A 12,312-nucleotide genomic window follows, 5' to 3' on the forward strand; every position below is an offset into this window, starting at 1 on the left:
AGTTTCGGGGCCGCGTAACCCCGAACAGAGGCGGTCAGATCTCATGTGCCCCAAGACCCAGCCCCGAAGGCGCGGGCTCCGCGCCGCCGCGTGGTCACTCGTCACCGTCCTGGTCGTGGCCGCCGGCCTCACCGGTGTGGTGCTGAGGCAGAACTCCTACGACATGGACGTGCGGCGGGTCTCGATCCGCCACGGCGGCCATACCCTCAACGGCGTACTGGCCGCCCCCAAGGACGGCCGCGAGCGCCATGGCCTGGTCGTGTACGTCCACGGCGACGGCCCCATCGACGCCACCCACGACGACGGCTACAAGCCCATGTGGGAAGCGAACGCCAAGGCCGGGTACGCCTCACTGTCCTGGGACAAGCCCGGCGTCGCGGGTGCACCCGGCGACTGGCTCGACCAGTCCATGGACGACCGGGCCGACGAGGCAGCCGCGGCCATCGCCTGGGCGCGTGCCCGCCCGGACATCGATGGCGACCGGATCGGGCTCTGGGGCGCCAGTCAGGCGGGCTGGGTCGTACCGAAGATCGCCGCCAAGACGCCCGTAAGCTTTGTCATCGCCGTCTCGCCTGCGATCAACTGGCTCCAGCAGGGCCGCTACAACCTTCTCGCCCAGCTGCACGCCGACGGCGCGTCGGCGGTCCGCACCAAGGCCGAGATCACCAGGAGCGAGACGACCCGTCGGCTGCTGGAACGCGACGCGACATTCGAGGAGTACGTCAGGGCGATGGGCGGGGACGCGGACGGTATGACCGCCGATCGCTGGGGTTTCATCTCCAAGAACTACACCGCGGACGCCACGCAGGATCTCCGCGCTCTGCGCGGCGTACCCGTATTGCTGACCCTCGCAGGCCACGACATCAACGTGGACACCGCCGACACGGAGCGCGGCTACCGCAGGGCGCTGGACGGAGGCGGTGCATTGACGGTCAAGCGATACCCGGACGGGGCCCATTCACTGCTCAAACGGTCCATCGAGCAGTCGGACCTCAAGACCACCCTCACCGCGCTCTTCTCCCCCCGTTCGCTCTTCGCGGACGGATTCCTGGACGACCAACGGCAGTTCCTCGAGGATCTCGGCCGAGGCGGCAATGCCACTCCATGACACCCCCGCAAGGCCGGCCATGGCGCGTGGTGCACGTTCACGTCTACCGCCGGGTGCATTTTGAAGCGAACGCCGCACCGCTACGAGAGCGTAGGGTTCCAGCGACCACCGCAAGCCGATCGTCGACTGATCCGACGGACTTCGCTCCGCGGCGCCTTGACTGTGCCAGATTCCCGAAGATCACGACCGGCTTGATCGACTGGACAGCCCCCAGTCGCACCGTCGTGGTCGTCATGTGGGGGCAAGGCCATTCGGGCGTCCGATTGCTCACGTGGGCTGACTTCCTGCAGGGAGGCATGGGCGGTGACGGGGTCCAGCGGAAAAGCGAATTCCTCACCGGTCCACTCTCGTCCTCAGCGCGGGAAAGCCGATGCCCTTGGGGCCAGGTCGTCGCCCTTGCCGGCGAACGGCTCGAGCCACGTCCCGAACGGCCCGTTCGGCCGTTGACGGATGGCGCCGAGAACACAGGGACCCTTGGCGCGGTGGGGCGGCAGGAGGATCACGGCGCCTCAATAGGCGGCTTGGGCCGGCCTGGGTACGGACCGCGCCGAAGAGAAGGGTACGAGCGGAAACCTGATCCGTACCGATGCCATCTGCCGTCTCATCGCCTCCGACGAATCCCTGGCGGCGGTGCCGCTCGGGTCGGACGAGGCTGTCACGCTGGCCCGTGAGGGCGGCCGCGACAAGGCCCCGTTCCTGCCTGCGCGTCTTCCACTCGCCCTGCTCGCCCCGCTCGGCGAGGCGCGGGTGGCCGCCCTGGACGGCGGTGAGGACTTGGTCGTCGTCCCGGTGTTCGATGGCGAGCACGCATGGGCGTGGTCGGTCCAGGCAGTGTCGGAGACCTGCACAGGCCGCTGATGGTGAAGCACACCAGTCGGTTGGGGCGCTTCGATACCGACACGAGGCTTCTGCTTAGGCGATCTGCTCGTAGAACTCTCTGATCGGACCCGGGTGCCTACGTGAGGTGGATGGCAGTGCGCGGTGAGGCTAGGACGAGGTGACCTGCCGCGGGCACATGGGCTCGCGCCGGTCGGCGCCCTCCGGAGATCTCCGTCGGCGGCACGAAGGTTCCTCATCCCGGTCGCATTGAACGAATGGCTGGGCTGGATCTGCTTGGTCCGTCGCTCAGTGCTCGGTCATCCGCTGAATGATTTCGGGGTTCCGCCGCGAGGGGCGAGGGGGTGGCTTCGTTGACGTCTAAGGACAGCGTTTGTCGTTGGGTTTCGGAGGCAGACGGTGGTCCATAGGCTTAGAGATGTTGGCGAGGAAAGACGGCACTGGCGTGGCCGTGAACGCGACGCGTTCAGCCGGACCCGGGGTTGCTGGCGGCAGAGGTCAGCTGTGACTGAGCCCTTCAGCGGCGGGGAGACGGTGAAAGCCCCTCTGTGGGTATCAACACACCCGCTCGTATTCGACCTGGTCAAGGGGGTTTCCATCGCCAAAGTCGAAGGTGCGTGCGGTACCGCTCTCGGTAAAGCCGCACTTGCTGTAGAAGCGACGGGATTGTGGAGTGTCGCGCAGCGTCCACAGGTGCACTTGGGCGAACCCGTCGTTGCGCACGCGGCGCAGCGTCTCGGCCATCAATGCGGCGGCGACGCCGCTGCCCCAACTGTCAGGGTGGCTGTAGAAGGAGTGGATCTCGGCAAGACCTGGCCGGGTTGAGGACGGGCTGAAGACGGACAGTGCCAGGGGGCGGCTGTCGAGTTCGGCCAGCAGGATCGTCGCGGCTGCCTGCGCGGTCCGTTCGTGCCATCGTGTCCGCCTGCTCTGGACCGCACGTGCAGCGAACTCCGGAGCGAAGAAGGGGGCATAGGCCACTTCCCAGGCTGCGGCGTGGATCTCACCGAGTGCGTCCCCGTCGTACGGGCCGGCGCGACGAACTTCGAACATCCGATCACCCTATCCGCAACGCCTTCCAGACCGCGTGTTATTCACGAGCGTGCGGGTTGCACTTCTTCTCCGCCCGGTTCGGGGGTGAAGTGGCTCGACCCCGCTCTCGGAGAGGGGCTGATCAGGGAGGGGTCATCCGCCTCTCTGACGGAAGGTGACGCCCACCTCGGTGAGGAGGGTGTGCACGAAGGTGTAGGAGCGCCCGCTCTGCCGCGCGAGGTCGCGGATGGAAGCGCCCGCGTTGTACCGCTTCCGCCAGCTCCGCGCCCACCCGCGTCCGCGTGGCCGCGTCGACTGGTTTGCGGGGTACCGGCCATTCTAAGGGGTCGGAAGTGGCCGCGCGCCTCACGCTGCGCCCCTCACGGCGGGGCGGTACGGGTGCACGATCCTCCCGCTCAGCAGCAGTTCGGGGGAGTCGGCTGGAGGACAGGGAGGCCTACGGGTGCACATGCTCTTCCTCTTCGGTCAGAGCTCCAACACCGCCTTGGCCACGAGCGGTTGGGTCGGTGTGGGAGAGGCTGAAGTGCCGCGGCTGCGGTCGGGACGCGGAGGGGTCAGGCGTAGGGGCCGCGGAGAACCACGGCGGTGATCTCGCCGTGCGGGTCAAGGTCGTACCGGTCGACTCGCGCCAACCCCTCGCGAGTTCGCGGACTTCCTCCTCGCGAAGACCGACGTGGCGGCCGTCGCGCATCTTCTCTGTGACCGCGGTAGTGACGTGCAGAACACCGTCCTTGCGCAGCCACCGACGGGCGTCGGCGATGAACCGCGGCATCTCCAGAAAATGCAGGACGTGCCTACAGCTCACGATCTCCACGGAGTCGCGCTGGAGGCGTCTCGGGATGGCGCCGGCGTCGAAGTCGTGGATCTCGAAGCTGAGGGGACCGTGGTTGTGCTGAAGACGGCGGGCCGATTCGATCGCAACGGGCGAGTAGTCGTAGCCGGTGACGGTCAGCCCGAGCCTGGACACACGGCAGGCCCACTCGCCCAAGCCGGTGCCCACGTCGATCACGACCTGGCCCGCGCCAGCGGCGACACGGTCTTGGAACTGGCCGACTTCGGTCCGAGGGATCGATGCGAAGTTGACGTCGGGAGCCGCGTACAGATCGTCCCACAAGGCCGCAGACCGCTGCCGTCGAAGCGTGTTCACGAGGTGGCCTCCTTCTCCTGCGCCTCGCTGGCCGCCGGAAGAGCGCCCAGCCGGCAGAGGCGGGCCGGGTCGAAGCGCCGATCGAAGGTGTCGCCGAGCTTCGCACCGAACAGGTTCACCGGTGCCGGCGCGGCCGGCGGCGGCACGATCGCGGCCAGGGCCTCGAACGGCTCCCTCGTCGGGAGCGATTTCCTTTTCATCATGATCCCCTGGTGGTGTGCTCTCCCCGCCGCGATTTCGTGACGAGCAGCTGCGGGGAGAGCGGTCTAGGTGCCGAGCAGATCGAGCAGCGCTTCGGCTATGACCGCGCGCCGCCGCAGTGCGGCGTGAAGCTCAGGGAACGTGGCGCCTATGGCCGCCTCGGCCTGGCGTACGAGGGAGACGACGTGGTCTTCGAGGAGCAGGCCACGACGACGGACCTCTTGAACGCAGCGCGCCAGCACGGCGGACAGGGCCTGTGCCCGCTCGCCGATCTCTCGCTCGGAAGAGGTCGACGGCGTGTCGAACGCCTCTTGGACGAGAACAAGGTCGGCGTCGAAGGTCTTGTCAGCCTCGATGTCGGTGAGGCTGGCGAGCAGCCGACGCAGCAGCTGTTCACAGGCTGGGGCTGCATCCAGCAGCACCGCCGGAGCGGTCTCGGGTAAGACGAGCATCATGCTGGACCTCCGACACGCTCGACGCGCCGCACCGGGAGGGCTGCCCTCGCGGCACGATCGGTCGAGGTATCGGACCAGTACAGCTGGGCACCCGTCAGGTGCTGGAAGAAGGAAGCAATGACCTGGTCGGCGGTTGTGGAGCCCCGCTGAGCGTCCTCGATCTCAACAAGCAGGGCTCCGTCCTCGCCGACAGCGAGGCCGAGCTGGGTCGGCTCCTTGATGATGGTCGCAGCGACGCCGATGGCACGAGCCGCCCCCTCCACGTCGCCCTTCCAACCGCCGGCCGTCGCCTGGCGGCGGACGAACATCCGGGCCGTGCCCGCGCAGGTCGGTAGATCTGCGGGAAGGGCTGGCGCTCAAAGGTCAACGTCTGCTGCGCAGACAGCGTCGGTCCGGCGCGGTAGTCCATCTCGCACCAGACAAGACTCCCGCCTTCATCGACACCCCATCGGCTGGCGAGCCTCTCGACGAGGAGAAGACCGCGGCCGCGGCAATACGAGCGCTTGCTGAGGCTCGGGGGCGTCAAGACGGCGCCCTACGCTCCCACGTCTCTCGTCCTGGAGCACATGTTCCAGATGCCGGTGGGAGACCTACTCCGCTCAGCCTCCGAAATCACGGAGGTGGAACCGGAACGCTCCACTCGGGCCACATCCCCGCCCGCGCTTGACGAAAGTGAACTGCTGATGACCGCCTCGACCAGGCGCAAAACCGACTCCGGCTGATGGACATGCCGAACACGGCAGCCAGCCGGGCGCGGGCCCGACCAGCCAGGGCGAGGCCGACTGCGGTCAGGATGGAACGCAGTCGCTCGGTGCGCTGGCCATGATGGGTGAGACCGGATATCTGCTCCATGAACGTCTGACGTGGGCACTTGGAGGTCCCGCACCGGAATCGCCGGACCCGCAGCTGGAGTACAACGCTACGTCCGGCGCTTAGGACATCAGCGAGAATCCTAGGAGCTGTGACGCCGGGTGGTCAGGGCACGATGCCATTTTCCCCCCCGAAGCAGCGGCTCTGAAGTGCGTGTACCTCGCGGTGATCTCGCCCGACCGGCACCGGCCGCAGGCGTTAAACCAACCGCTGGTAGCGGGCCCTGCAGGCCTTCGACGGACGCCTCACCCACAACCGAATCTGATCCGACCAACCAACTCAGTTACACCAAAATCTTTACAGACCCTAGCTACCCGCGCACTGACCGCGCCGCGGGCGCTGTGCCCGATGACCACCGACCCGGTCCAGGGCGCGGGAGTGACTGGACTGGACGTCTCGGGCGTCGAGGGCCTGGTCGTGAAGAACATGAACCAGCGCTACTACGCTGTGCGTCGGTCGGCCCCAGGCGCGGGGTCCCAGGGGGCGGGGAACAGGATGTCCGTAGAACGTCACATAGCGGGGATGCTCCAGCAGATCGCCCGACAGCAGGAGATCGTCGAAATCGCTCCCCAGGGCTCCACTCCGAAGGCGGCCGCCCTGGCGCACGTGGCGGAGCATTACGGCTACACGTACGGCATGGCGTACAGGACCGGGTTCAAGAACTCGCTTGTCCAGGTCCGCATGTACCGGGACCCGCAGCCCGACGCGCGCGTCCGCGAGGCGGCCACCATCACCGCCCATCCGCAGGCGGGCAGCGGCGGGAGAGTGCCAGGGCTGGAGCAGGGCTGGCTGAAGCCGCTCCCCGAAGCGGTCGGTGCCGTGGCCGTGCTGAAGGACCTCATCACCTTCGACCTCATGGCCCAGTACGTCGCCGACCGGAGCCAGAAGGTGAAGTGCTACCTCCTCTGTGTGGTCCTTACCGTCCTTCTGCTCATCGACAGGCCGCTGGTCGAAGCGATCGCCTCCGGCGGGGTGGTCGGGCTTCTCTTCACCGTGGCGTTCAAGGTGGGCGCGATGCGCCGCGGGACGATCGCACAGCGCCTGATGGCCGCCGGGTTCCTCGCGGTGCGCGACGAACAGGGCCGCCAGCGGTTCCTGCGCCCGGGGCAGCAGTTGCCCGGCCACATCAACCCGTTCGCCACCTAAGGCCCAGGCCCCGGCGCGCGGGACCATGTGGTCGACGTCGAGCTTCCCGTCCTTCTGGAGCGCACCCGGAACTTGCATCCGCAGGAGAGCTCGGCGGCGGCAGTCGCAGCGAGCTTTCGTGCCACTCCTTCTCGGTACCCGTGCGGCTTATCACCTCACAGAAGGGTGCGCACGGCGCCTGTTGATGCCGTGACAGGTGTGTGTGCCGTGGTACGGGATTCGCAGCTCAGGGAGGTGAATATGAGCGGATCGACTCTGTCGGGAACCCGTCTGATGCGCTCTGACCTCCGCAGGGCAGACCTCACCGGTGCAGAACTCGACGATGCCCGTCTCACAGGCGCGAACCTCACTCGACACAACCTCACCAATGCGAACCTCGAAGGTGCTGACCTCGCGGGAGCCGACCTTCAGGGCGCGAACCTCACCGATGCCGACCTGACACACGTGAACCTCGTCGGCGCGAACCTCCGTGGGACGAATCGAACAAGGACGAAGTTCACGACGGAGGAGGACTCGTCCGTGCCTGATGCGGCTGAGAGCCCAGCGGGTTGAACCCTTAGACCGCCTGACCGTCCGCAATCCTGCCCGGCACCCGCCCACCGGTGTTGCCCGACTTCTACGCCCGACCGACTGGCTCACCGGATCAGCCAGCGATAGCCGATGAGGGCTGCGGCTATGCCGACGAAGGCGAGGAAGTGTTCGGCTTTGCGTTGGTAGCGGCGGCGGAGCCGTCGGCATCCTGCCAGCCAGGACACGGTTCTTTCGACAACCCAGCGAGGCCGGCCCAGCCGCTGTGAGGAATCGATGCCCTTGCGAACGATGCGGTCGCGGACGCCACGCATGCGGAGCCATCGACGCACGTAGTCGTAGCCGTAGCCCTTGGTCCGCATGCAGTTGCGCCGGCCGTCGGCGCCGGGGACCGCGGCGGGAGCGGAGGGGCGGGCTGCCGCGCACGAGCGGCTCCAAGCCCAGACTGTCGTGCTTGCTCACGCCGGAGATGCCGAGGGACAGCGGTAGTCCGTCTCGGCCGCAGATCAGGTGGATCTTCGATCGCAGCTTGCCGCGGTCGGTCGGATTCGGTCAGTCGAGCAGTGGCTGGGGCCGCGCCCGCTTGCGGCCCTCTACGGCGTCGGTCCGGCGCCCGCGGGCAAGCTGCGCACCTACGGCCTGCACACCATCGGCGACATCGCAGAGACACCCATGTCCATGCTCGTCCGGCTCTTCGGCGCCGTCGGCCGCGCCCTGCACGCCCGCGCCCGCGGCCAGGACCCGCGCACCGTCCAGACGCAGCCGATCGCGAAGTCCTTGGCCGCCGACCGGGCCTTCGAACACGACGTCCTGGACCCCGCCGACCTATAGGCACCTCCCAGACGGCCGGGGAGCGCCACGGTCAGCCTGGGGTCAGCCGCCACCCGAGCCGGCCGAGGCCGAACCGCCGGAGAACCAGCTCGAGTTCGACCGCGGCTGGTCGCGCGTGCTGCGCTCGGTGCGCAGCTCCACCACGACCGCAGCCGGGCCGAGCAGGGCCTCCAGTGCGTCGGCGAGCCGCTGCGGGTCGCCGCCGAACGGGAGCGGGGCGATCCGCTCCGGGCCGCTCCGCAGGAGGAGTTCCAGCGCGAGCTTGGAGACGGCCGGCTTGCGGTCCCCCTGGTAAGGCTCCACCACCTCGTGCGTCAGCCGCACCTCGCGCAGGGTGTCGACGGGCAGCCAGTCGTCCGGCCCGGCGGCCCGGACCAACCGCAGGGACGCTGGCACCCCTGTCGGCGCGAACTCCACCCGCAGGATGTCCCGGGCCCGGGAAAAGACCAGCGCCAGCCAGCCGATCAGGTACTCCAGCCCGGCGATCACCCCCACCACCACGAACACGGTCGACGCCTGCGCCCCGGCCAGCGCCATCCAGAAGGCGACGAGCAGGGTCGGCACGCCCAGGACGAGCGGAGTCAACAGCGCCGACCCCGCCGAGGTCAGCACGTTCCACGCCGGCCCGGCCGGGCCCGCGCGCAGGACCAGATCCGTCGAATCGGGGCCTTGTCTCAACAAGGGATCAGTGGCCATGCCTCCAGCGTAGGACCGGTCCGCAAGAGCGCCTCGACCCATTCGGCCGTTGAGGCAGGGTTTCTGACGGCCCATAACCCTCAGCCGGCGGCCGCGGCAGGCTCCCAGGGCTCGAAGACCGGCGGCTGATCGAGCCGACGGCTCCTCGAAGCGGTGGGGCCGACCGGGACGGAGGTCCTGTCACGACCCCACGGCGCCGTGCCCGCCCCGCACCGCGCCCCTCGTTCTTCGAGTACTCGAACCGGCGATGACACCACACCTGTTGCAGCGACCAGCCTTGGCGGTCCGCACGCTGAGCTGCACAAGCCGACCCTCGTCTGCGTTGCGCCACACCGCCTCCCCCCCGAGAAGGGACCGCGATCCCGCAGGCCTTGCCGCCGTCGCACGGCTGCGCGCGCTCGCGCTGTACGGGGTCCAATCGAGCGTGGGCGTCGGTCCTTCCCGGATGGTCGCGGCGATGGCGGCCGCCGGCACCGCGCCCGGCACGAGCACCGTCGCCGGCAACACCCCGTACGACATCGCCGCGTGCCTCCGCCCAAAGCCGGCCGCCGCGCTCCCCGGGATCGGCCCCGCCTCCGCCCGCGCGCTCGCCCGCTTCGGGATCAACACCGTCGGGGACATCGCCGACACCCCGCTCGCCACCGTCCAGCGGATCCTCGGCGTCGCCGCCGGCCGCCAGGCGCCCGACCGCGCCCACGGCACCGGCCCGTGTTGCCGTCGACTTCCCGTGCGTAGGGCGTGGCAGTGGGGCCGCCATAAGGGCGTGCGCCAAACGCTTCAGCCCTCGACCGCTACGCGCCCGGTGCCCGGTACTGGACCCGTTCGGCCTTGCGCAGGGCATCCATGGTTTCATCGACGCTCAGGAGAACTGTCGTCTCGAACGAGCTGAGCGCGCCGCCTCCACTGATCGCCAGCGCAACCCCGGCCATGGACACGTTGTCGGGCGCCTCCCACAGGTTGTAGCCGTCGTGCGTGCCGAAGGCGTACCAGAAGCCGTGGAGCTTCCCGCCGACGGACTCGATGTACGCCTGAGCGGCCTTTGCGCGGTCCTCGGGGTGGACGATCAGCCTCGCCCAAGTCTCCGGTGTATAGCTGAACCTCGACAGATAGAGCGGCATCATCTCTCCCTTACGTCCCCCCAAGGGATGCCCTGACCCGGCGCAATACGCACCGCATGCGGGCCGCCTATCCCCCGAACGGCTGCGGACAATGACCGGCACGGCCACAGCCAACGGCTGCGACGCAACTCACCCGGGCGCTGCGCCCTGCCTCGTACACGGTGGCTGCCACGTCCACGTACGGTTCGGTCCACGTGACCACGACCAGTCATACCTTGCCCAAGCGCGCGAGCCACCACATCTACATCTCACAACCCAAGAACGCATCAGCCCTGCTGCCAGCACTCGCCGACATTCGTTCTCGCACCTCGGTTCTGGCACAGATCTGGGGAGTCGTCGCAGAGCGTCACCTTGGTGTTCGATTGCGAGGAGGCGGGTCCCGCGTGACCGCGTACGCCTACCCACCCGGCAACCGTGAATGGCCCACCGTCCGGTCCTTGGTCGTCCCCGCCGCGCTCGGTCCTGGACGGTGATGGTGCTGGTCATGCAGCCCGATGCACCGTTCTGGGACGTGGCGGTGTTCGACGAGATCGACGAGGTGGATGTCAAGGCGGTTACGCACCCGCAGGATGTGCTGATCATGAGCTGAGGGTGGTCCCGACCGCTTTGGCGACGATCGCCGGCGACCGTGCATGCACGGGCCGAGGGAAGGCAGCAGGGCCGCGGTCTTGGCCGTTGTGCGAGAGCGCTCCTGCTCCTCATGAGCCGGTGTTGAGTGCCTTCGCCACATGAGCGCGGCCAGGACCTGCCCCTGCCCCCGTGGTCACCGAACTGATGGAGTACATGCCTACCGCCCTCGCCGTCGGCTACCTCCGCGAACCTGGAAGCGAGTTGCCCCTGCCTGGCCCCGCCTTCTCCCGCAAGATCCAGGCTCTGCTCGACGCGGCCACCGACTGTGCAGACCGCCCCAGCGATCGACCGGTTCCTAGGCGGGACACCGACCACCCCGCGTTGGTCTCCCGAGAGATCGACGAAGCCGCAACCCGCCAAACCGATCAGCCGGGCAATCCGTCGCCCCAGGGCCCTGCCCCTGGGGGCTTCACACAGTGCGGTTCTTGAGGGCGTTCCCAGGACCGCGTGTGGACGCCTACCAGGCGATCTCGGGGATCTGGGGAGCCGCATGGCAGCACGCGGCGGGAAATGCCGACCGGTCGGCGGGGCGTCGGCCTGCCAGTGCAGAAGGCGGGCAGGTCAATCGGTGTACTACTGGCATGGGTCGCCGCGGAGGTGGCGGCGGTAGCGGCAACGCGGCATCAGATCGTGAAGGCGGCGGTGGTGTGGGGGCACTGCTTCACCAGGGTTCCGCGCGGGAGATGCAGGCTGTCGCGGACGCCGGGCTGCGGGACCTGGAGCCGTTGCCGGTAGCAGGGGACACCGACCCCAGGTCGGGAGGTGGTGGTAGAGGAAGGCCGGGGGAGAGGCCAGGAGTAAGGGCGTGTGCTCAGCCGAGCTGGGCGGCAGAGCTGTGAAATCGGCCAGGTTGCTCTTCGTTTCCTGGTCAGTTTTTGTGAGCGACGAGCCGCGCCCCCCGGTTCAGGAAGGGCGGGTCACGGAGGCGAAGACCACCTCGAACTCCTCGATGCTCCGCGTGGTCACGTGCGCCTTCGCGGTGGCCTCGCCCCTGATCGCCGCGACGCCGCCGCGGGAGGCCGTCAGCGCGTCGTGGTCACTCCAGACGACACCCACACTCGCCCGGCCCTTGGCACGGTCGACGAGCAGGGATCCGCCCTCGAAGCCGCGCATGCCATCGAGTCGGGGCAGTGCCATGTCCCGGAAGGTGTCCACCAGGAGGTCCGTGCCGGCCGGGTCGAACTCCAGCCGTGCCAGCCGGAACCACGCTCCGGGTCCGGCGGACCGTGGAGGCTTGGCGACCGCCGCCTCCCAGTTGTCGACGGCCACGGTCTGGGCGAACGGCGCGAGCAGCGCGGCCCGCCGCTCGCGCAGCTGCTCGTCGCTGTCCTGGCGGGACCTCTCGTCCTCCCACCAGGTTCCCGTCAGCAGCTTGCCGAGCTCTCGGTCGACGAACAGCCCGACACCCCGGAATCCCGGTTGCTCCGACAGCATGGCCCGGCCTTCGGAGGAGATCGCGTCGACCGCGCCGTCGAGCTTGGTCGGATCTCCAGTCGCATACAGCGTGCGCACGTACACAGCGGGTCCCTTCGTCCTGCCCGGCGGGCACCTGAGAGGGCTCACCGGCCATGGGCGAGCCCCGGTGGACCCGCCTCTCGCACTCCATGCGATGTCCTGGACCGGCGGGCGGCAAGGAGGCCGGGGCGTACGGGTGACCTCACCAGGCCGGGGCATCCGCTCAGTGGTCCACGA

At 68.6% G+C, this 12,312-nt stretch carries 13 protein-coding genes and 2 pseudogenes; 5 read left to right on the forward strand and 10 right to left on the reverse strand.

Features of this window, described 5'->3' with window-relative positions; all coding sequences use genetic code 11:
- Positions 1-43: 43 nt before the first annotated feature.
- Together ACWF79_RS11170 and ACWF79_RS11175 are read left to right on the forward strand one after the other, a co-directional pair.
- Entirely contained in the window at positions 44-1,108 is a 1,065-nt protein-coding gene (locus ACWF79_RS11170) for an alpha/beta hydrolase family protein (protein ID WP_453727794.1), read from the forward strand.
- 630 nt (positions 1,109-1,738) lie between these two features.
- Positions 1,739-1,966, forward strand: a complete 228-nt coding sequence (locus ACWF79_RS11175) for a hypothetical protein (RefSeq protein WP_453727795.1) — start codon at positions 1,739-1,741, stop codon at positions 1,964-1,966.
- Between the two features lie 534 nt (positions 1,967-2,500).
- On the opposite strand, the gene ACWF79_RS11180 is transcribed toward ACWF79_RS11175, so the two are convergent.
- From ACWF79_RS11180 to ACWF79_RS11205, 6 genes and pseudogenes are all read right to left on the reverse strand, one after another.
- A complete protein-coding gene (locus tag ACWF79_RS11180; protein WP_453727796.1) occupies positions 2,501-2,998 on the reverse strand; it encodes an N-acetyltransferase family protein in 498 nt (165 codons plus the stop codon).
- A gap of 132 nt (positions 2,999-3,130) precedes the next feature.
- A pseudogene (locus tag ACWF79_RS11185) lies at positions 3,131-3,253 on the reverse strand (helix-turn-helix domain-containing protein); the annotation flags it as partial.
- Between the two features lie 181 nt (positions 3,254-3,434).
- Entirely contained in the window at positions 3,435-4,145 is a 711-nt protein-coding gene (locus tag ACWF79_RS11190; protein WP_453727797.1) for a class I SAM-dependent methyltransferase, read from the reverse strand.
- Positions 4,142-4,348, reverse strand: coding sequence for a hypothetical protein (locus tag ACWF79_RS11195; protein WP_453727798.1), 207 nt, complete (start codon positions 4,346-4,348; stop codon positions 4,142-4,144). Before ACWF79_RS11195 ends, ACWF79_RS11190 begins: the two co-directional genes overlap by 4 nt.
- A gap of 63 nt (positions 4,349-4,411) precedes the next feature.
- Entirely contained in the window at positions 4,412-4,801 is a 390-nt protein-coding gene (locus ACWF79_RS11200) for a hypothetical protein (RefSeq protein ID WP_453727799.1), read from the reverse strand.
- A complete protein-coding gene (locus tag ACWF79_RS11205; RefSeq protein WP_453727800.1) occupies positions 4,798-5,109 on the reverse strand; it encodes a hypothetical protein in 312 nt (103 codons plus the stop codon). Before ACWF79_RS11205 ends, ACWF79_RS11200 begins: the two co-directional genes overlap by 4 nt.
- A gap of 910 nt (positions 5,110-6,019) precedes the next feature.
- Here ACWF79_RS11205 and ACWF79_RS11210 point away from each other — a divergent pair.
- Both ACWF79_RS11210 and ACWF79_RS11215 read left to right on the forward strand, forming a co-directional pair.
- Entirely contained in the window at positions 6,020-6,817 is a 798-nt protein-coding gene (locus ACWF79_RS11210; protein ID WP_453727801.1) for a hypothetical protein, read from the forward strand.
- A gap of 207 nt (positions 6,818-7,024) precedes the next feature.
- Positions 7,025-7,369 (forward strand): pentapeptide repeat-containing protein, encoded by a 345-nt coding sequence (locus ACWF79_RS11215; protein ID WP_453727802.1) that lies wholly within the window; start codon positions 7,025-7,027, stop codon positions 7,367-7,369.
- 83 nt (positions 7,370-7,452) lie between these two features.
- On the opposite strand, the pseudogene ACWF79_RS11220 reads toward ACWF79_RS11215, so the two are convergent.
- Positions 7,453-7,897 (reverse strand): annotated as a pseudogene (locus tag ACWF79_RS11220) (transposase); the annotation flags it as partial.
- Between ACWF79_RS11220 and ACWF79_RS11225 the strand changes: the two are divergent.
- Positions 7,856-8,176, forward strand: coding sequence for a DNA polymerase thumb domain-containing protein (locus ACWF79_RS11225; RefSeq protein ID WP_453727803.1), 321 nt, complete (start codon positions 7,856-7,858; stop codon positions 8,174-8,176). The pseudogene ACWF79_RS11220 and the gene ACWF79_RS11225 overlap by 42 nt on opposite strands.
- Before the next feature lie 42 nt (positions 8,177-8,218).
- Here ACWF79_RS11225 and ACWF79_RS11230 read toward each other — a convergent pair whose 3' ends face one another.
- The 3 genes from ACWF79_RS11230 to ACWF79_RS11240 all read right to left on the reverse strand — a co-directional run bounded on the left by ACWF79_RS11230 (position 8,219) and on the right by ACWF79_RS11240 (position 12,132).
- Positions 8,219-8,872, reverse strand: a complete 654-nt coding sequence (locus ACWF79_RS11230; protein WP_453727804.1) for a hypothetical protein — start codon at positions 8,870-8,872, stop codon at positions 8,219-8,221.
- A gap of 791 nt (positions 8,873-9,663) precedes the next feature.
- Positions 9,664-9,990 carry a GYD domain-containing protein gene (locus ACWF79_RS11235; RefSeq protein WP_453727815.1) on the reverse strand — a complete coding sequence of 109 codons (327 nt, stop codon included), beginning with the start codon at positions 9,988-9,990 and terminating at the stop codon, positions 9,664-9,666.
- Positions 9,991-11,523: 1,533 nt separating this feature from the next.
- Positions 11,524-12,132, reverse strand: coding sequence for a hypothetical protein (locus ACWF79_RS11240; protein ID WP_453727805.1), 609 nt, complete (start codon positions 12,130-12,132; stop codon positions 11,524-11,526).
- Positions 12,133-12,312: the final 180 nt, after the last annotated feature.

Source organism: Streptomyces sp. NPDC054975 (assembly GCF_053609105.1).